This window comes from Lujinxingia litoralis, from assembly GCF_003260125.1.
Classification (GTDB): Bacteria; Myxococcota_A; Bradymonadia; order Bradymonadales; family Bradymonadaceae; genus Lujinxingia; species Lujinxingia litoralis.
Window position 1 is genome coordinate 156,201 of sequence record NZ_QHKO01000004.1, and the last position, 20,395, is coordinate 176,595.

General features: G+C 64.7%; 17 protein-coding genes. 8 read left to right on the top strand and 9 right to left on the bottom strand.

The window, feature by feature from the left end; all coding sequences use genetic code 11:
* Positions 1-32: 32 nt before the first annotated feature.
* The 8 genes from DL240_RS10215 to DL240_RS10250 all read right to left on the bottom strand — a co-directional run bounded on the left by DL240_RS10215 (position 33) and on the right by DL240_RS10250 (position 11,067).
* On the bottom strand, positions 33-596 hold the full coding sequence (locus DL240_RS10215) for a hypothetical protein (protein ID WP_111729792.1): 564 nt from the start codon (positions 594-596) through the stop codon (positions 33-35).
* Positions 597-842: 246 nt separating this feature from the next.
* Entirely contained in the window at positions 843-2,264 is a 1,422-nt protein-coding gene (locus DL240_RS10220) for a KamA family radical SAM protein (protein ID WP_111729793.1), read from the bottom strand.
* Positions 2,265-2,431: 167 nt separating this feature from the next.
* The gene (locus tag DL240_RS10225) at positions 2,432-3,148 is read right to left on the bottom strand and encodes a hypothetical protein (RefSeq protein WP_111729794.1); all 717 of its coding nucleotides are present in this window, start codon (positions 3,146-3,148) and stop codon (positions 2,432-2,434) included.
* 11 nt (positions 3,149-3,159) lie between these two features.
* The gene (locus DL240_RS10230) at positions 3,160-4,725 is read right to left on the bottom strand and encodes a hypothetical protein (RefSeq protein ID WP_111729795.1); all 1,566 of its coding nucleotides are present in this window, start codon (positions 4,723-4,725) and stop codon (positions 3,160-3,162) included.
* Positions 4,726-4,789: 64 nt separating this feature from the next.
* Positions 4,790-6,484, bottom strand: coding sequence for a YncE family protein (locus DL240_RS10235; protein WP_146618229.1), 1,695 nt, complete (start codon positions 6,482-6,484; stop codon positions 4,790-4,792).
* On the bottom strand, positions 6,484-8,202 hold the full coding sequence (locus DL240_RS10240; protein ID WP_146618230.1) for a hypothetical protein: 1,719 nt from the start codon (positions 8,200-8,202) through the stop codon (positions 6,484-6,486). The genes DL240_RS10235 and DL240_RS10240 overlap by 1 nt, the downstream gene beginning before the upstream one ends.
* 210 nt (positions 8,203-8,412) lie before the next feature.
* Positions 8,413-9,312, bottom strand: coding sequence for a hypothetical protein (locus DL240_RS10245; RefSeq protein WP_111729798.1), 900 nt, complete (start codon positions 9,310-9,312; stop codon positions 8,413-8,415).
* An 18-nt stretch (positions 9,313-9,330) separates the two neighbouring features.
* A complete protein-coding gene (locus DL240_RS10250) occupies positions 9,331-11,067 on the bottom strand; it encodes a serine/threonine-protein kinase (RefSeq protein ID WP_158542474.1) in 1,737 nt (578 codons plus the stop codon).
* 374 nt (positions 11,068-11,441) lie between these two features.
* On the opposite strand from DL240_RS10250, the gene DL240_RS10255 reads away from it, so the two are divergent.
* A complete protein-coding gene (locus DL240_RS10255; protein ID WP_111729800.1) occupies positions 11,442-12,680 on the top strand; it encodes a hypothetical protein in 1,239 nt (412 codons plus the stop codon).
* 50 nt (positions 12,681-12,730) lie between these two features.
* Positions 12,731-13,297, top strand: a complete 567-nt coding sequence (locus DL240_RS10260) for a HEAT repeat domain-containing protein (RefSeq protein ID WP_111729801.1) — start codon at positions 12,731-12,733, stop codon at positions 13,295-13,297.
* A 71-nt stretch (positions 13,298-13,368) separates the two neighbouring features.
* On the opposite strand, the gene DL240_RS10265 is transcribed toward DL240_RS10260, so the two are convergent.
* Positions 13,369-14,175, bottom strand: a complete 807-nt coding sequence (locus DL240_RS10265) for an outer membrane lipoprotein-sorting protein (RefSeq protein ID WP_111729802.1) — start codon at positions 14,173-14,175, stop codon at positions 13,369-13,371.
* A 190-nt stretch (positions 14,176-14,365) separates the two neighbouring features.
* On the opposite strand from DL240_RS10265, the gene DL240_RS10270 reads away from it, so the two are divergent.
* The 6 genes from DL240_RS10270 to DL240_RS10295 all read left to right on the top strand — a co-directional run bounded on the left by DL240_RS10270 (position 14,366) and on the right by DL240_RS10295 (position 20,376).
* Positions 14,366-16,498 (top strand): hypothetical protein, encoded by a 2,133-nt coding sequence (locus tag DL240_RS10270; RefSeq protein WP_146618231.1) that lies wholly within the window; start codon positions 14,366-14,368, stop codon positions 16,496-16,498.
* A gap of 3 nt (positions 16,499-16,501) precedes the next feature.
* Positions 16,502-17,068, top strand: a complete 567-nt coding sequence (locus DL240_RS10275) for a TlpA family protein disulfide reductase (protein WP_111729804.1) — start codon at positions 16,502-16,504, stop codon at positions 17,066-17,068.
* 114 nt (positions 17,069-17,182) lie between these two features.
* The gene (panB, locus tag DL240_RS10280; protein WP_111729805.1) at positions 17,183-17,983 is read left to right on the top strand and encodes a 3-methyl-2-oxobutanoate hydroxymethyltransferase; all 801 of its coding nucleotides are present in this window, start codon (positions 17,183-17,185) and stop codon (positions 17,981-17,983) included.
* A gap of 54 nt (positions 17,984-18,037) precedes the next feature.
* Entirely contained in the window at positions 18,038-18,916 is an 879-nt protein-coding gene (gene panC / locus DL240_RS10285) for a pantoate--beta-alanine ligase (protein ID WP_111729806.1), read from the top strand.
* 8 nt (positions 18,917-18,924) lie between these two features.
* Positions 18,925-19,623, top strand: a complete 699-nt coding sequence (locus tag DL240_RS10290; protein ID WP_146618232.1) for a hypothetical protein — start codon at positions 18,925-18,927, stop codon at positions 19,621-19,623.
* 126 nt (positions 19,624-19,749) lie between these two features.
* Positions 19,750-20,376 (top strand): TetR/AcrR family transcriptional regulator, encoded by a 627-nt coding sequence (locus DL240_RS10295; RefSeq protein ID WP_158542475.1) that lies wholly within the window; start codon positions 19,750-19,752, stop codon positions 20,374-20,376.
* Positions 20,377-20,395: the final 19 nt, after the last annotated feature.

The following is a 20,395-nucleotide window of genomic DNA, read 5'->3' on the forward strand; positions in this document are numbered from 1 at the left end:
ACGCCCCAGCCAGACGAGGGTGACAGGCGCGTTTATATCGAAAAATCAAAGCCCACGTAGACGATAGCCCTCAACCCCTCATTGATCCGCTCCAGCCCCGGACCGGCATTTACCGGCACCCGGGCGTACTGAGCACCGATCCCTAAGTTGAGATCGACCAGCGGCCAGCCCAGCACATCGACCTCCACCCCGGCGCCGGCGTTATAGCCCGTGGTGGCCAGATCCAACGCAATCGAGGGGCCGGCCTCCGCCCAGATCGCCAGGCGCGTCGTCGGCAGCATCAGGCGAGCGTGGAGGTTGGCATCCACCTGGGTATAGCTCAGGTCGGGATCGCCAAAGGTATGGCGGGCGAAGTTAACTTTCGCGCCGATCGCAAAGCGCTCAAAGCCCAGCATCAGCCGCGCCCCGGCGCCCAGACTCTCCAGCTGACGCTCTCCCCCGGCCAGCTCCGCCCCCTCCAGTTCCGTGCTCTCCAGAGCCACCGGAAGCCAACGCACATCCACCCCGGCTCGCACCACGGCCTGCGCATCGGCAGTCGCTCCCATCATCACGGCCACGGCCACCGCCGCCGCCAACCACACCTGAATCCAGCGCATTGTGTCCTCGCTTCGAGCTAGTCGAGCTGTTGTAGAGTCAAGGGTGAGCGGCCGATAAGCGCCACGGTCCTCAGAGCTAAGACGCGTCCGAGCGCTTTTTAATCAAACTGGCCAGCGCCCCGGGCGCGCCTCCCATCGTAGCACGGGACAAAAAAAGAGCGCGGAGGGCCTTTCCCCCCCCGCGCTCTCAGGTGTGGTGTCGCTTCCGAGAAGCGACCCACCGAGCATCATGCTGCCCGCGCTGCTTTAGCGCTGGCCCTGATGGTTGCGAGCCGCCAAAAGCGCATCCTGCACCATCTGCTCGCGTTTATCGGCATCCTTCCAGTCGGCACGCGCCGCATCACTGAGGCTGTGAAGCGGATCGAAGTACGTGAAGAGCTGGCCGGGCTTGACCGAAGGCGCGCTGTAGACGCTGACCCCGGTCTCACGATCGTAGTGCTCGTAGGAGTGCGCCTCCCGCTTGCCGCCGCCGCCGGGCGCATCAACCACGAAGGTCGGGGTGTTGAACCCGGCCGTGGAGCCGCGCACGAACTTCTCAATATCGAGGTTGGTCTGCAGCGAGGTACGCAGGTCTTCGACCCCCTGCACCATGTCGTGCTGATAGACGTAGTAGGCCTCGACGTTGACCTCACCCAGGCGCTTGACCAGCAGGCGCATCGTCTCCTGCGAGTCGTTGACCCCGCGCTGGAGCACCGTCTGGTTGCGCACGGTGATCCCCCGCTCAAAGAGCGTGTTGGTGGCGCGGCGGCTGATCTCGGTGATCTCGTTGGGGTTGTTGAAGTGCGTATGGATGCACACCTGCTTGTGCACCTTGCGACCGTGCTCGGCCACCCGGGTCACCGCGTCGAGCCAGCGCTCGTCGCTCAGGATCTTCATCGGCATCACCGCCAGCCCCTTGGTCGCAAAACGAATGCGACGGATGTGCGGGATCGCCAGCAGGCGCATTCCGATGGCTTCGATATGCTTGAAGGCCAGGTTGTAGGCGTCGCCCCCGCTGATGACGATATCTTCAAGCTCCGGGCGGCTCTCAATGTAGGCAAAGGCCTCTTCCCAGCGCTTGGGGCTGACCTTGAGGCTGACCTTCTCCACCACATCCGTGTCCACGCCGATGGCGTAGCTGCGCGTGCAGAAACGGCAGTAGACCGGGCAGGTGTCCAGCGGCAAAAAGAGCGCCTTATCGTGGTAGCGGTGCGTCAACCCGGCCACCGGCGCGTCGGCCTGCTCGTGGAGCGAGTCCAGGGTGAGCATCGGGTGGTCCATCGTCAGCCGCGAGGCCACCGGGATGAACTGGGTGCGAATCGGGTCATGCAGGGGATCGTTCCAGTCGATCAGGCTGAAGAGGTAGGGCGTGACGCGCACGGCCATCGGCGCCAGGTGAAACCCGCGCAGCACATCGTCCACAAACGCCTTGGGTGCCAGCCCGTCCATCAGCTCAAGGAGCTTATCCTCGCCGTAGAGCGAGTTCTTCATCTGCCATTTGTAGTCGAGGAACTCCTCCTCGCTGACATTGGCAAAGGCCGGGATCTCCCGCCAGAATTCACCGCCCCTGAGATTGCGGTGCTCCAACGCCGAGGCGTCAACCGGCGGGCGAGCGGTGCGCTCGGCCGGGGGGGCAGCGTGGGCTTTGGTGGGTTTCTCGGGGGTGGGGACGTTTTCTGCGCTCGCCATGGGTGTGGACTCCTCGAAGGATGCAAAATCAATACGAAAGATGGCGCGGCGGGCCGTAACCGCGCTCAGAGTCCACACTCCCCGCCACATCAGGCAGCGAGTCCGGCCGGCACAATCTGAAAACTTCGGCCCGAAGTGTCAAGGCTGCGCTCGCCATCGCCGGTGTTTCAGGGGCGCCAGGTCACCCGCCAGACCACCTCCCAGCCGGGCCCCAGCGACGCGGCCCGGCCCGCGTTGAAGGGGGCCCGCTCCACGCGGTCGCCTTCTTCATACACCGGCTGCATCGCTTCGAAATTCGCCGTGGTATGTCCGGTCAGTCCCCAGGCAAACCCCATCCCCAACGACCAGGACTTCGAGGCCGTCTCCAGCAGAGCGATATCGCCCACGGCCTGGGCACTAAAAATGAGCCCGTGAGCACGGCCCTCATAGATACGCGAGCTGTAGGAGGCCGGCTCAAGCGCCAGCCGGTGATGGACGTAGCCCAGCCCCAGGCGCGCCCCCAGGTGCACGCGCTCGTTCACCAGACGCACACCCCAGCCCACCTCGGCCTGCAGCGCCGTGCGTGTCCAGTCGTATTCGAGCGTCTCGTCCAGACGAGTGCGCACACGGGTATCGATGGGCATCGCCAGCCCCAGACGCAGCCCTTCCAGCCCCAGGCCCTCCACGTTCACCCGGAGCCCCGGCCCGATTCCCGGCTCCGCACTGAAGTCCCCCTGCGTCGGCGGCATCGACACCATCAGGAGTTCTGCCCCGATGCGCAGGGGACCGGGCTCCTGAGCCTGCGCGTCCTGCACCCCGGCCACACTTCCCAGCGCACCCAGCAGCATCACGACCAGCGCACCGCCGAGGGAACCACGTCCGTTCTCTTTTCTCATCGCCATCATGGCACCACTCCTCAGCGCTCGAGCACTCGATCAAGCAACACAAAATCAAACATCCGGGCCCGACTCGCCACCAGCTCGTCCAGCGGCAAGAGCGTCAAAAGCCCGTGTGGCGAGTCGTGCAGCACCACCAGCAAGCCCTTATCCGGCATTACCGCCAACGCCCGGGTTCCCCCGTCAATACGCGTCGTCGCGGTCTGTCCGCTGGCCACATCCAGCTGCACCACGCTGTCGCCCCACTGATACACGGCAAAGAGCCCGCCGCTGTACCTCGCCACATTCGCCAGCGGGGCCGCCGCGCTCACATAACTCGCCCGGCGAGTGTCCAGATCGATCAATGAGAAGCCCTGCTCATGGCCCACCACAACCTTGCCTGCGGCTCCCTCGAACCAGCTGACAAGCGGCGGACTCTGCAGCCGCACCGCCTCAAGCCCCCGCCCCACCGTGGGCGTCTCACTGGCCAGCGTGAGCAACTCCGGTCGCACCAGCGTGACCAGGCGGTCGCGAGTGCTTGTCACCAGCAGACGCGGCTCCGCGTCATCCTCCTGGCTCCCCGGCACATCAAAACGTTGGAGGCCGGTGGGCGCCACATCCATCGGCAGTTCATACGTGCTCGACTCACCGCTGAGCACATCCACCATCGTCATCTGCGGCCTCGCCCCATCCACGGCAAAGATGCGCCGCCCGACCCCGGGAAGATCAACCACCTCAAAGCGCACCGGCTGCTGCCCGGCGTAAAGCTGGTTGACCGACAGCGCAAGCCTTCGGCCGCCCTCCGGAGAGGACGCCGGCTGCACGACGATCTGAGTAATGTCGCTCCCCACGTCGGTCAGCACAAAGATGCTAATGGACTCCGGCGTCCCGGGAGCGTCGTCCGTGTCAATGACCACCTGCACCGCCGAGCGGGGCGTATCAGACTGGCTCACCGTCAGCGGAATCGCGCGCAGACGATCGTCGGGGTGCTCGGCCTCCAGATCGATCACGTTGATCTCACTGGTCGAGAGCCCCAGCGCCAGCCGATAGGGCTGCCCATCCAGCTCAAAGGGCGGCGCAAACACCAGGCGCTCCGGCTGGCTGAAGAGCGTCAGAACTTCGGCCTCGCCAGCCGCCTCATCCCGCAGATCCACCAGGCCCACCTCGTTGAGGTTGCGGGCCTCGCCACCGACAGCCGCCGGATCGTGACTCAGGAGCACGTACGCGCCATCAGGGTCGATCGTCATACGCCCAAAAGCACTGCGCGCCCGGACATCTCGCCGCGTCCCCGCATCCAGGTCATGAAGGCTCACCCCGGGAGCCGAGCCGCCGTGCAACGCGGCCACCGTCGCCCCGCCGGGCACCGGCTCCAGCAGCACCACATTCTCCCGGGTGGGCTGATACGCAACCTTAAGCTCGCCACGGAGCGCATCGCGATCCGGGCTCACCACCACCAGCTCGGCGCGAGTGCGGTCGGCCCACACCAGCTCCTCGCCAACCTGCACCGGCCCCAGGTAAGAGCCCTCATTCATCCAGGCTTCGGGATCTCCTGTGCCACAGGCCGTCAGCGTCAGCGCGGCGGCCATCCCGACCCATCTCATCATCATGGTACGTCTCATGGTGTTCCCTTTTGCTGCGCCTCGCGCAGGTTCATGGCCCCTGAACAGCGCCTTATTCAATGCCCGCATTAAGCTGAAAACCGGTCACCGTCTCGCGCTCCCCGGTACTCGCCATCACAAAGGTGATGCGCCCGCGGGGATGACTCTGATCGATGTAAATACGCCCGGTCTGCGGAATCAGCCCCATCCCCTGGGGCAGGCTGGCCAGGCTGAACACGTCGTTGCTGAAGCTGGTCAGGTTCACGCGCACCACCTCGCGATGCGCCGCACGCTCCGCCTCACCGGGCGCCGGCGGCTCAAAGCTGAGATAGACCGAACTTGGGCCGATGGACGGCGCAAAGAGCACCGCCCGGGCAATCGCAAGCTCGGTCAACACCAGCCGCGTCTGCGCGCTGGCCATCGCGAGCACCGAGAAGCCGTGGCTGCGCTCAATGAACTCCGGATCCGAGGGCGTCAGCCCCTGGCGCGAGCCCGGGCGGCGCGGATGCACCACCAGAAAGGTCGAGCCGTCCACGTCGGGAAAGACGCCGATCACCTCTTTTTCAAAGCGAACCTCCCGCAGCTCTTCGGCCAGAAAATCCACCACCACCGCGTCTCGCACCTCGGGCCGGGTGGTAAAGACCAGCCCCGCCGAGGCATCCTCGCTGAGCACCACCGAGCCCAGTCCTCCGACCGGCAGAAGCAGCGACTCCAGGCCCAGGTCCGGCTCCGCGGCGTCTTCGGGCAGCGGAGGCACAAACCCCTCCTCTCCCCAGAGACCGAGCGCCTCCTGCGCCAGGCGAACCTCGTCCGGGCCGTCGGGCAGGCTCAACACCACCAGCTGATCGACCTCGGGCAGCGCCACCACCAGTCGATCCGCAGACAACGCCGCGCCGGTGGGTACCGCTCCCAGGTAGATCGCGTAGCGTCGGTCCGCCTCCAGCTCACTCACAAACAAGAAGGGGTGCAGAGGCGACCAGGCCACCAGCGTATCGCCATCGGGAGCAAGGTGCAGGCGGAGCTCCTCGGGCTCGACCTGCGCAAACTCGTCGGGCGTCAGGAGGCGCGGAGCCACAAAGCGATCGGCGTCGATCGCCTCGAGCTCCAACACACTCACCCCGTCGTCACTGACCACCACGGCGCGCTCCCCGGGGCCATCAAAGAGCACCTCCCGCACCCGAAATCCCACCGCCACATCAAAGCTCCCCCGGGTGCTGACCACGCTGAGCGCCGAGAGGTCACCGATGGGCCCATCTTCCTCGCTGTCATACCAGGCCACCCCGTAGCGTCCCGACGCGCTGATCGCCAGACGGTTGGCGTTGGGAACAATCGGCAGGTGCAGACTCGGACCGCCCTGCGGGTCGAGCAACGAGAGCGTACTGTCACCCTGGTTAAGCACCATCACCCGGGCCCCTGCGCCCCCATCATCCGGCGGCGCCACCACCTGCGAGGGCTCTCGCCCCACCGGCACCGCGCGCACCGCCAGGCTCTGGCTGTCGATGATCGCCACCGCGTCCAGCGTGCGATTGGCCACGTAGACCTGGTCTCCCACAATCGCCGGGCTCGAAAACTCAAAGGTCTCCGGAACCTCGGGCTCCGGCGCCTCCGGGCCCGAGGGATCCTGATCCCCGTCCCCCGGCGGCTCCAGCGTGGTGCCCCCATCATCGCCGGCCCCCGGCGGCGAAGTGCCCGCATCGCCACAGCCCCAGGTAAGTAGCAGTACTAAAAGGAGCGGCAACTTCCACACCCTGTACATCCTCGCGCTCATCACTGGATCTCCGCGTTAAGTTCAAACCCACTCACCGTGCGCTGAGTGCCATCTTCGATCGAAAAGAAAGTCACCCGCCCCCGGGCATCGTTCTGGGTGACGAAGATCTGATCGGCCACGCGTCCGATCTGGGCAGGGCGTTGCGCCACCGAGAGCCGCTCCACCCCAAAGGTCTCCAACGAGATGCGCACCACCCCAAAGTTGTCGGCCTCCTCCCCGACGAGCATCCCGTAGAGCCAGCCCGCTCCGGCCCGGGTCGTCACCATCAGCACCGTCTGCGGCTGAGCCTCCAGCGCCACCGCTCGCACATAGCCCGAGGCCAGATCCCACAGGCTCAGTCCTTCCTCGTACTCAAAGCGCTCCCGGGGGTCGGCATCGGCCGGGGGAACTCCAGACTTCGGCCGATGCACCACGACCGCCGTGCGGCTATCAGGAGAGAACGCCAGCGTGCGAATCTGGTGGCGCAACCTGACCGTCTTCAACTCGGCGCTCTCCAGCTCCAGCACCCCGACGGTGGGCTCCGCGGGCAACGTCGAGAAGATCAGCAACTGCGACTCATCGGGGGTCAACCGGGCAATGCCGGCGTCGACCTCATCCGCAAGCGCGATCAGCTCGACCAACCCCGAGACCTCCTGCTCATCCTGCGCGGCGAGCACAGCATCCAGATCAAAGCGCGCCACCTGGCCCACCTGACGCATCGCCACCAGCACCTCACGACGCAGCCCCCCCTCCACGTCACGCTCCAGAAGCTCCATATCGGTGGGCACTCCGGGCAAGAGCACCCGCTGCTCTCGGCGGACTGCCTGCCCTTCTTCGGAGAGTTCAAAGACGCCCAGCCCGGCGAGCTGCGACGTTCTCAGGACCATGGCCGAAGCGTCGGCGGTGAAAAGCGCTTGCTGATCGCGCGGCGGAAAGTCCTCGTTCGAAGCTCCCAGGTCCAGGGTGGGCACGAAGCGATCGGCTTTGATCTCGTCAAACGCCAGCCGGCTGATGCCTTCCTCTCCCACCACAAACCCGAAGCGCCCGTCTTCGCTAAAGCGAATCGACTCGATCTGGCGCGTGACCGAAAGTCGGTAGACCTGATCCTCCCCCGGCGCATCGCCCAACGCGATGAGCGCCATGGCCTGCAGCGAAATCGCCCCGCCCTGCACCGGCAGCTCCAGCTCCGGATCGATGTAGGCCAGGGCGTAACGCCCCCCGGGAGCCACCGCCAGCTGATTGACCTCGCGGGGCACACGCAGCACCCGCACATCCGGGCGCTCCGCGGCATCGCGCAGATCGGCGCGAACCACCGCCACCGTCGACGTTCCCTCGCTCCAGACGTAGGCGACCGCCCCCACCCCCGCAACCTCGGCCGCCACCACCGCCCGGGGATTGAGCCCGACCTGAATCGGCTCCACCGCGAAGGTCTCCCCATCGATAAGCGCGATCTGATCTCCGCCCTCGCGCCCGCCCGGCACAAAGATGTAGCGCTCGGTCGCGGCCACCCGCTCCACGATCGCCTCTTCGATCTCCGGCTCCGGTTCGGGCTGCGGGTCGGGAGCACCGGGCTCCCCGCCCATATCGGAGTCCTCGCCGGCGCCCGTATGATCGTCGGACCCTCCCGGGTCCGGTTCATCGTAGCTCCCGCCGCAGCTCAGCAACCCGACGCAGAGCAGCACCACCATCGTCCGGAGCGCGCTCCCCCGGAATCTAACCCTTGTTTTATATAGGTTCATACGACCTCCCTTCCTCCGCCCATCCGCCCCGCATATCGGAACGCCGGCGGCAAGCTCTTCCGCTGTCACGCTTAAAAAGCAAAAGCCGGGCCATAAGGCCCGGCTCCCTATCTCACGTTCACCACGGAGCTGGATTCGTAGCAGGTCTACTCCACTACCGGACAAACCCGTATCCCGGCACACCCGACCTCCGCGCCAGAACCCGCCCGACTAGAAGCGCACCCGCACCTGGGCACCGGCCTGCTGCGCTCCGATCACCGGGGAGAACACCACCGGCGCCTCTTGCTCCTCACGGCTGCTGAGCACGACCCAGGCAATACCTCCGGCCGTGGCCACCGCGCTGAGCGCATAGAGCGTGGGCACTCCCCAGCGAGCCCGCTCCACGCTGGCAACGAGCTCGTCGTAACGCGCCCGATCGCGCCCGGCCTGCGCAACCTCTTCCAACTCATCAAAATCACTGCGGCTGCCCAGATACCACACACTGGCCCCCACCAGTCCGACCACGCCCACCGAAGTAAGCGCCCAGCCGCCGATCGCCCCACCGCCCCCGTCCACCGCACCAACCGGGGAGGCACCGACGGCCAGCGCAACATCTTCCCCTTCTTCCTCCGCCCGCGCCTGAGCCAGGCGAGCCCACAAAGCCTGCCCCTCCGCCGCGGAATCCTCCTGCCAGTGAGGCTCCCCGACCTCCAGGTGGGTGCGCGCAGCGTCGAGTTCCCCGGCCTCCAGCTCCCGGCCGGCCAACACCAGGGAGCAATCTGCGTACACCGCGCTCACGTCTTTCAGATCATCGGCGGTCGCCTCACCGCTGGCCTCAAACTCCGAGGCCAGCTCCATCGAGCGTGCGCAATCTTCGAGCAGATAACGCGAGATCATCTCGTTCTTGAGCAAAACCGGCTGCGGATAGGCCCGGTACGCCTCACGGTAGGTCTCGGCGGCCTCCGCCAGCTCTCCGGCGTCATAGTGGGCCTGGGCCCGGGCACTCAGACGCAACATCTCCTGATAGGCGTCGTCCTGCTGGGCAAAAGCACTCGACGCGCTAAGCATCACCAGAGCCGCACTGAGCATCCCAAACACGCCACGCTTCGTCCCCTTATGTCGCATCACCATACGTCCTCGTTCAGCTGCTCAGCGACCGGGTAAGGTCAACCGGGCCGGTTCTTCGGTAGATTCGGGCGCTTCGCTCTTCTTGAGGCGTCGCGCCCCCTCCAGACGCAAACGCGCAGGCTCGGTAAGAGCCTCCTGGACGCCATCGCTTTTTGAAGACGTCGTACTCGTGTGCCGGTCCCTTTGAAGACGCGATGCAGCCTCCTTGCTCGCCTGTTTCGATGCCGCCTCGGGGGGCTCTTCGCCGGGCGCCTCATCCTCGACGGCCACCTCCCTCAGACCACGCTCTTCCAGTGCTCCCGCACCGGCGCCCTTGGAGCTGGGCTCCTCATCTTCGACGTTCATCGCTGGCGATGACGCCTTCTCGCCAGCCGCCTTCTGCGTCACTTCCACCCCAGATGCCGGCCCGCTCCCCCCTTCCACCTGCGCCCCCTCGCCGAGCCGCTCCGAGTCATCACTCTCTCCAGTTGATTGCCACAAAAGCCCCACTCCCAGCAGCAGCACCACTGCAACGCCCACAATCCAGACCATCGGCGATGCGCGTCGCTCATCATCCGACATCTCCGGCCAGGTATCAGGAGCCTGAGGCACACTCTCGTCAACGCCTCCGGAACTCAGTCCCGAAGCCACACCGACACCGACCGGACGCAGGCCCGCCTCGCGATCGGCGGCAGCTCCAGCACCCTCGTTTGTCTCCGCCAGCAGCTCCGCCTCGGACCTGGCCGAGTCCTTCTTCTCCCAGGTCTGCGCCGCAGCCAGCGTAGGCGCAATTCCAAATTCCAGCGCGGTATGCTGAGGGTCGCTCGCCATCACCTCCGGCGCCTTAGCGGCCTTCTCCCCACGTAGACTCACCACCTGCGTCAACGCCGTCGCGTCGCTTGTCTGCAGCACCACCCGATCCAGCGCCTCGCCCAGCGCCTGACAACTCTCAAAGCGCTCCGTGGGCTCCTTCTTAAGGCAGCGCATCACAATCGCGCGCAACGCATCCGGAAGATCGCTGCGCTCCATCGGCGGCACCTCCTCATTGAGGTGCAACATCACCGTCTCAATCGGTGAATCCGCCAGAAAAGGCAGCCGCCCCTCAATCAGCTCGTAGAGAATCACGCCGATCGAGTAGATGTCGGAGGCAAAGGTCACATTTAGTTTGGCCCGAATCTGCTCCGGACTCATGTAGGGCGGCGTGCCGAACATCTGTCCCATCCGGGTCAGCCGACTCTGCTCATCGGCTTCATCGTCTTCGGCAATCCGCGCGATGCCAAAGTCGAGCACCTTCACCTCCAGCTTCCCGCTCTCGGTGATGGCGATCATGATGTTGTCAGGCTTTAAATCGCGGTGGATGATCTTCTGGCTATGCGCATGACCGATCGCGCTGACCACCTGTCGCGCCACCTCCAGCACATCCTCCAGCGTCAACTGTTGCCCGGCCCACTTCTCCAGCGAATGCCCACGCACGTACTCAAAGATCGCGTAGAGCGCCTCGATCTCCGCCTCGTAGCCAAACTCGTAGAGCATCACGCAGCCGGGATGGCTGAGCCTGCCGATCGCCCGTGCTTCGATCTCAAAACGCCGCCGTATCGCCTCGTCTTGAGCCAGAGAGCGATGCAGGAGCTTGACCGCCACCTCCCGCTCAATGGTCTGATGACGCGCCAGATACACCGCGCCCATGCCACCGGCACCCAGCTCGCGCTCCAGCAGATACTTGCCATCAACAAGGGTCCCCACAAGGGAGGGGGAAGATGTCCCTGGAAGGTGCGTCATCAGGAGCGTTCTCGCGGGCCACTGGAACAACGGCGCCCGGAGGCGCCAGGGAGCGGGTGAACTGGCCGCGCGGTGTGCAAACATCCCGAGCCAGAGAGTGCTACCTTCAGATTTTGCACGACGGCCTTGCAAAGTAAAGTAAAGCCCCCCCGCCCGCTCTTGGACCATCGCTCGCCAACGTCGCTACATCGCCGCTCGCCCCGGCCATCGCCAGCCCATCATTTCCCCGCGCACGGCCCCCGCCTTGACCCCTCTTGCAGCGATCACTATGCTCCCGCGTCATCAACCACAGCTCTGCTGCTCTGGCACAGCTCAGGTCTCCCGGCCACGCGCCTCGGGAGACTTCCACAGCCCTCGATCCCTCCGGTTTGTTCATGTCACACCCTTCCTTGCTCTCTCGTTACGCCGGGCTGGCCCTGACGGGCCTGTGCTCCACGATGCTTCTGGCATGCAACAATAATACCCAGCCCGAAGAACCGATCTTTGTCATCGAAGAACCCGACCCGGTCTGCGATGGCTACATCGAGTTGCCCATCGATGCCGACGCGCTGGCCGCGGTGCCCGATGGTGAGATTGGCACCATCACGCTGGTCGATAGCTTCGCCGTCGAACACCCCGAGGGTCGGAGCCAGGAACTCTGCGTGAACGTGCCCGAGAATGTGCTCTCACTGGCCATCACCGTCGAAGGACATAACCGCGACACCCTGACGCTGGGCAGCTGGCTGGGACCGGACTCCTTCCCCATTGTGCGCTCGGGCTGGAACACCGCCGAACAGATCTGCACCGACTGCAACAACCGCATCGCCTCCCATATTGGCGCCTTCGCCGCACTCGCCCCCAACAGCCCGGACTCCCACGTGGAGCCCGGCCGACACATCTTTACGATCGACGCCGGACGCGCTGCGAATGCATTCAGCCAGCCCAATCCCATCAGCGGTAGCGCCCGGGTCAGCGTCCACGCCAAAGTCGTCGGCGGCGAAGTTCCCGAGAGCGGCACCCTCGATCTGAACATCTTCTTCAGCGGCTCCAACGGCTGGACTGCCGCCAGCGCCCCGGGAGACGCCGACTTCCAGCAGATGCTCGATGAGGTACGCGAGATCTACGCGCAAATTGATATTGAGATCGGCGAAATTGCCTACCTCGATGTGGAGGAAGAGTTCCAGGACGTCAGCGATGTGACCGCCACCGATGGTGAGCTGGCTCGCCTCCTGGCCAACTCCGAGCGCGCCCCCCTCGACGGACCAAGCCTCTTTATGGTCGACCGACTGCGCAGCCCTTTTGATGGCATGGGCGGCGGCGTACTGGGCATCGCCGGAGGCATCCCGGGCCCGGTCCACGTCAAGGGCACCGTCGCCAGCGGCGTGGCCGTGACCACCAACGAAATCCCCGGCGGCCCACCCATCTCCCACGTCTTCGCTCACGAGCTGGGACATTACCTGGGACTCTTCCACACCTCGGAACAGAACCTCTTCGGGGGCCCGCAGATGCATGACCCGCTGCCCGACACCCCGAACAACGACGAGAGCTTCCTGATGCACGCCACCGGCGGTGGCGACACCCTCTCCCCCTGGCAGGGCATTGTGATTCGCAACAACCCCTGGGTGAAACCCTGAGACGCGTCTCGTCCACCGGCCTGTTCCTCCCGCATCTTCTGGAGACACCTATGCGCAGCATCCTGATTCAGCTTCTCATCGCCTCAGCCCTGCTTCTGGGCATGGCCTCTCCGGCCCTGGCTCAACACCAGCACCCGCACGAGGTCGACGCTGACTTTGAGGACTTCCTCAACACCATTGACGCCTTGCCCACGCCCGAACTCTTTGCAAAATGGCCCGACGCCGAGCAACGCCTCCTCAACGTCGCCCGCGACACCGAGGAAAGCGTCTACCGCCGCTGGCGGGCCACCTCGATGCTCTCCAACTTCGAGACCCCGGCGGTACGCACGGCCCTTTTGACACTGACCACCGATGCCGCCGAAGATCTACGCGGCATGGCGCTGTTGGTCCTCGGCGCGCGCTTCCTCAAAGGGGGAGATGCCGAAGTCCTTGCCGCCATTGAGGCCCGTCTCAGCGATGCCGACGCCTCGGTCCGCCGCGACGCCGTCCGGGCCCTGGCCTACGGCCATGGCCCTCAAATCGAGGCTCGCCTCAGCGCCATCGCCCTGGGTGATGATCCCGGCATGGCCCGCATTGCCTCTCGCGCCCTGAACGAAAAAGCAACAGATACGCAATAAACACAATCACTTAACACACACGCCACCCCCAAAGCGCTCGATGCGCTGCGGGGGTGAGGTGTATCTGGGGCTTAGCTGCGCTCTTCCAACTTACGCGCTTCCTTGCGCATCCCCTGCTGCGTGAAAATCGCATCATCAATGGGCACATCAAAGCGCAGGTCCTCATACTCCATCCGCGTAAACTCCTCGGGCGCATCGGCCGGCACCACCTCCACACGATGCGGAATCGGGCGACCATCGACCTCCTTGACCTCGCTGAAGGTGATCGTGCGCACCGCCTCCTCGCCATCGAAGTAGACGGCCTCCATCGGCGTCCACTCCTCGGCATCCAGCGTGTAGAGGATGCGCGAGTACGTCACCGGCACGCCTTCTTTGGGCACCATGGACGCCTCCAACACCCGCTCGCCATCGCGCTCGCCCCAGGAAAGCTCCACATCAAAGTCATCCTCGTAACGTGACTCCCGGACCAAATCGTCGTTGGTCAGATGGCTCCCCATCCAATCCTCCGAGAGCATCCCGGAGGGCACCCGCATCAGCCGATCGGCGCGCGGGGCGTAGTTCCACAACCCCTCGTCGGCGCGCAGCGTGGCGGTGCCGGCCTCCCGGGCCGGCGCCGTGATCACAAACAACCCCTTATCCTCTCCCTCGCTGAAACCCCGCACGCTCAGCCGGCGCTCCTGACCTTCGCGCTTGATCGTCATCGTCATCTCCGACTCCGCGCTTTTAGAGCGATAGAGCCGGTCCAGATGGCTGTTAACCTCGTCCACCGTCGGCAACTTTGGCGCATCCTCCTGCGCGCCCGGCGCAGACACAACCCAAAGCGCCAGCACCAGCATCACCGCCGCCATCGTCCACACCCTGCGATTGAACTTCGCCATAACGTCCTCCCGAGCATCGCGCTCGGCTTATGGATCTCCAACGGGCTCAGTTCAAACCTAAGGACCAACACACTCATGATCGCGAAACTTGTAATCTCTGCGCCTACATGGCTATACTCGCTCCTCTTCGAGTATACCCACTCTTCAGGCGTATGACGCGCGCCTTATGCGCTACTGCAATGGAACGATCATGGTGAAACGCTCCCTCCTGCTTTTGGGCGGACTGCTCTTTGTGGCAGCCTGCGGCGATGATGTTGTCGACGGTCAATGCGACCCGGGCCTCATCCAGAATCCGGTCACCGGCGAATGTGTGGCCCGACAATGTGGCGAGGGGGAACGCTACAATCCGATCGATGGCTCCTGCGTGCCCGGTAGCGATAACCCCGATAACCCTGACACTCCCGACGGCGGCACCCCCGACACCGAAGAGCCCGACTACGACCCGGACTGCCCCTTCTTCCAGGACTGCGACTCCGAAGAGCCCGCCCCCTGGATTCCCCCGGCCGACGGCTCCTACGATCCTTTCGAGCCCCAGGACCCGGCCACCGCGACCTACCACAGCTGTGATCCGGAAGACGTCGGCTCGATCAGCGCACCGCAGTTCCTCCTCCACCGCGCCGGTGACTACCTGCTGGCCATGGACCCGGGCGCGGAGGTCTCCCCGCTCACCTTCTTTGATCGCAGCCCTCACGCCCACATGTTCGAAGATCAGGACAAGGGCTACGCCGGCTTTATCGTCTCGATCAACCCCCGCGCGGGCTACTCCACGGCCACCGATATGGCCTACTGGCTCAGCGATACCCTCAACGGACTTCCGGGTGTGGAAGATGCCCAACGCCAGGGCAACGGCCGCACCTACCGCACCCACGACGGGTACAACGCCTCGGTACTCAACCACGTGCGCGTCAACACGCAAGCCACCCCGGGAGAGGCCCGCGACGCGCTGGTCGCCGCGATCTTTGGCGTGAGTCAAACCGACCTGACCTACGAACTCACCGAAACCGCCACGGCGGATGGCAGCGACCTGCACCTGAGCTACAAAACGGTGATGCGCAGTGATCAACAGGTGATCATCGTCGGCGCCTTCACCACCGCCACTCGCTACGACCAGCCCGATCACGGCGCTCGTTTCGCCGTCGAAGACCTCGCCGGCGGCACTGCCCTGGCCATGGCCGGGGAGACCATGAGCGATCAATGCGTCTCGCTGACCCTGCGCGATACCACCGAAGTTGACATCATCATCTCGATGGATGCCTCCGGCTCCATGAGCTCCGTCCAAGCGGCCCTGAGCGGCTTTGCCAACGAGTTCACCACCCTGCTTAATGAAGCCGGCGTCGACTGGCGTATCGGGGTGACCGGTGTGGACTGCGAAGGTATCCAGGACGACGAAGAACTCAGCTATGACTTTCGATCGCTGTGGCCCGGCCCTGACGAAAGTCAGCTGCCCCCCGTCCCCATCCCCTTCCCCGGCGAAATGGATCTGGGCGGCCCTTGCCGCAGCCCCTCCGGCGTCGGCGGCATCGGCGGCGGCGGGGACAACAACGGCAAACTGGTGGGCGGCGGATTCACCCGCGATCCCCAAACCATCGCCGATCGCCTCAACGACGTCTCCTCTTCGTCCCATGAATACACCCTGACGATGGGCATGGCGGCAATTGACCGCTCACTGCCCCGCGCCGAAAACGCCGTCGACAAGATCCGCCCCAACGCCCAGGTTATTCTGGTTACCGTGACCGACGAACGCGAAGAACTCGTCGGCCACATGGTCCCGGGCATGTCGGATAGCATCAGCTCCTCCACCCGCACCGACATGGAGAACTTCCTGGACCCCTGGCTTGGCTGGCTGGCCCGCCCCGATGTCGGCGCCATCGTCTACGGACTCTACAGGGTCCCGGGGCAGTCCTGCGACTCCGCCGACCAGGGAAGCGTCGCCCACGGCATCCACCACGTGGTCACCGAAACCGGCGGCAGCTACGGCTCGGTCTGCCAGCCCGATGTCACCGAGACCTTCCGCGACATCGCCCACGCCACCCGCGACCTGACCAGCGGACTGCGCCTGGTCGGCAATCCCTACGCCAGCTCGGTCCGCGTGGACGTCACCGATCTCGACGGGGTCTTCGAGCGCTCCATTCCTCGCAGCATCGCGGAAGGTTTTGACTTCGACACCGCTTATAACAGTCTGATGTTCTACGGGAACAACAGCCCGGAGACCGACCAGCGTGTCATCGCCCCCTTCCTGCGCTGGAATCGAAATGTCATTCCCTGCGGTGAAGACGCTGCCTGCCCGGGCATCGCCAAATGCATCGCAGGGCGCTGCGGATAACACGTGAAAGATACCTCCACACCCGATGCCCCATCGCCTCCCACCCGCTGGCAAAAGATCCGCGCGACCTGGTGGGGGCGCTGGGGCATCGATCTGCTCCTGCTAGCCACCCTCTTCTGGGGGATCAGCGCCTACCAGACCCGTAATCTCATCGCGCGCAACACGCCGGCGCCTCCGGTCACCCTGGTGAACCTGGCCGACGGCAGCGAGCTCAGCCTCAATGAGCTCAACGCCGAACGCACCCTGGTCTACTTCTGGGCGACCTGGTGCGGCGTCTGCAAAGCACAGTCCCCGGTCATCAACGCGATGCATCGCCACGCAAAAGACCGCGACGATGTGCACGTCATCAGCGTCGTCATGGACTGGAGCGACCGCGAGTCCCTCAAGGCCTTCGTCGCCGAGAACAACATCGACTACCCGGTCTACCTGGGCACCGACGCGATGGCCGCCGGGTTCAACGTACAAAGCTACCCCACCATCTACGTCATCGACGACCATCGCCAGGTGCGCCACAGCATCGTCGGATACACCCCGCGCCTCGGGCTTCTCGCACGTCTGCATCTGCTCTGAGCGTGCCACTCATCCCGCGTTGACCCTCACCAACCGCGCCCGTAGGATGCCCTCGAAAAGCCCCCTGGTCGCCGCGCTCTGCGCGGCGTTTGCCTGTGTAACGAGGTACATTCTATGGCCCGCCGAAAAACCACCCGTGCGCTACGAAAACTCTACGAGAAGCAGACGCCACTGACCATGGTGACCTGCTACGACTACACCTTCGCGCGCCTGGTCGATAAAGCCGATATCGACATCATCCTCGTCGGTGACAGCATGGGCAACGTCATCCAGGGGCATGACACCACCGTACCGGTGACCCTGGAAGATATCATCTACCACACCCGCGCCGTCCTCCGGGGCAACCAGTCCGCCCACATCCTGGCCGACATGCCTTTTATGAGCTACCAGGCCTCGACAGACGACGCGCTGCGTAATGCCGGTCGTCTCCTCAAAGAGGGGCACGCCCAGTCGGTCAAAGTAGAAGGCGGCGAAGAACTCGCCACGATGATCGCCCGCATGACCGCCGCCGGAATCCCGGTCTGCGGTCACCTGGGCTTGACCCCGCAGTCGGTGCACGCCTTCGGCGGCTTTCGCCTCCAGGGCACAGACGATGAGGCCGCCGAGCGCCTGCTCAAGGATGCCCGGGCCCTGCAGGACGCCGGCGCCTTTATGATCGTGCTGGAAATGGTCCCCGCTGCCCTGGCCAAACGTGTGACCAACGCACTCGACATTCCGACCATTGGCATCGGTGCCGGCCCCCACACCAGCGGCCAGGTCCTGGTGCTCCAAGACATGCTGGGCATGAACTCCGACTTTAAACCCCGCTTCGTCAAACATTTTGCCAGCCTGGAAAACACCGTCGTCGGCGCCCTCAACGCCTTCGCCGACGAAGTCCACCAGCGCAGTTTTCCCGACGACGAACACTCCTACTGATCGGTGCGATGCCGCTGTGGCGGCGCGCCGTTCATCCCGCCCGAGGACTCTCCCGTGGAGATCACGACCTCCATCGAAGCGTTACGCACATACCGCCGTGCGCTGCCTGGTACGGTGGGCTTTGTCCCCACCATGGGTTACCTGCACGAGGGCCATCTGGCGCTGATGCGCGAAGCCCGAAAACGCTGCGATCACCTCATCGTCAACATCTTCGTCAACCCCACCCAATTTGCTCCCGGCGAAGACCTCGATCGCTACCCGCGCGACCCGCAGGGCGATGCCGAGAAGTGCCGTCAGCTCGGGTGCGACATCCTCTCCATGCCCACCGAGGCGCAGATTTACGCCCCGGACCACAGCACTGAGGTACGCGTCGGTGGGCTCGACACTACGCTCTGCGGCCCCGGACGCCCCACGCACTTCGCCGGGGTGACCACCATCGTGGCCAAGCTCTTTAATCTGGTGCAGCCCGATGTGGCCGTGTTTGGCCAAAAAGACTACCAGCAACTCGCAATCGTACGCCGCATGGTGCGCGACCTGAACTTCCCCATCGAGATCGTCGGCGTGCCCACAGTGCGCGAGGCCGATGGGCTGGCCCTCTCCAGTCGCAACCGCTTCCTCTCCCCGGAACATCGCCGCCAGGCCACCGCGCTCAGCGGCGCGCTGGTCGCCGCCCATCAGCTCTGGGCACGTGGTGAGCGCTCCCCGGCGGCGCTGGTCCAATGCGGCCAGCAGCGGCTGGCGCAGGCCCCCGATGCGCGTCCCGAGTACCTTCAATGCGTCCACCCCGATACCCTCCGCGAGTTTGCGCCGGACGAAGACCTCCACAATCAGCCGGCGCACCTGGCCATGGCCGTGCGTTTTGGCGACACTCGTCTCATCGATAACCTGCGCCTGGACGAGCCCCTGCCCCCGGGCCCCCTGGAACTTCTATGAGGATGAACATGCGCCCGAACTCCGCTTATCGCCTCACACTCCCCACACTTGCCCTCGGGTTGCTCCTGGGCTGCGGTGACGAGCCGGCTCAGATCGCCCCTGAGCAGCGCTGTGCCGAAGAAGGCTTAAGCGCCTACCTCGACGCCACCCTGGAGGGTCCCGAGCGGACCATCCGCCACGACCTGGCGCGCCCCGCTATCACCGGCGCGATCGATGTCCGTGGGATCAGCGTCAATCTGGGCGCTCGCCCCATCCCCGGCCAGGCGGACCAGGCCGATCTCATCCTCAACTTCTTCGACAGCAGCAGCGCCCAGAACATGCTCGACACCCTGAGCCAGCGCACGACCTCCGCGCCGCTGATCCTCCAGGTGATCGACGCCACCGCCGAAGTCACCGGCAGCCAGGGCCGTACCGACCTGGAGCGCTTTGACTGCTCGGTGGCCGACGATACCATCTGCGTGCAGCTCGGATACGACGTCAACGGGGACGAAGTCCTGGGCGACCAGGATCACTTCGTCTACCACGGCTCCGGAGGCACCCTCACCGTGGTCGGATTCGACAATCGAGAGAAAACCATGGAAGCCAACTTCCAGGTGAGCCTGGGCCAGAACATGCTGGGCTTTGAGGACACCACCACCGGCGAGGCTCGCGGCTGCCTTCTTCCAAACTACGCCCTTGGCAGCGGCGGACGCTATCCCCTGCAATAGCCGCCGGAGTGTGGCGCGCGCGTCCGGGCCGCCTTGACAGCCGCGGAGTGCGTGACTACAAAATGAATGGGCATTCATTCAGCCCACTTCTGCGCCCGATCCCCCCTGAAAAGAGGTTCGTTCTTTATGGCTGAGCCGGACAAGCAGCGCGGCAGCACTGAAAAGCGCGGGCGCATTCTCGAAGGCGCCCTGCGTGCCTTCGCCAAGAAGGGGTTCTACAATACCAAGGTCTCCGAGATTGCCAGCGAAGCCGGTGTGGCCGACGGCACGATCTACCTCTACTTCAAGAACAAAGATGACCTGCTCATCTCGCTCTTTGAAGACCGCATGGAGTGGATCATTGACCGGTTGCAGACCGAGCTTAAAGCGGTCGATGGCGGCGTGCTGGAGCGCCTCAAGGCGTTCATCCACCTGCACTTTCGCCTGGCCATTGAAGACCGGGATCTGGCGGAGTTCATCACCGTGGAACTGCGCCAGAGCGCGAAGTTTGTCAAAGAATATAAGAACCCCAAGTTTGCCGATTATCTGAAGATCCTTCACGGCCTGATTGACCAGGGCCAGTCCGAGGGCATCTTCCGCAGCGATCTGGACAGCCGCCTGGTCGGCCGCGCGCTCTTTGGCGCCCTCGACGAGGTTCTGTTGCAGCTTACCCTGGCGCGCACCGCCCCCAACGATGTCAAAAACGAGGCCGAGCAGATCTCGAGCATGATCATCGATGGGCTTATTGTACGCCCCCATTCCACGATGGATTGACCACCCTTACCCCCCTTTT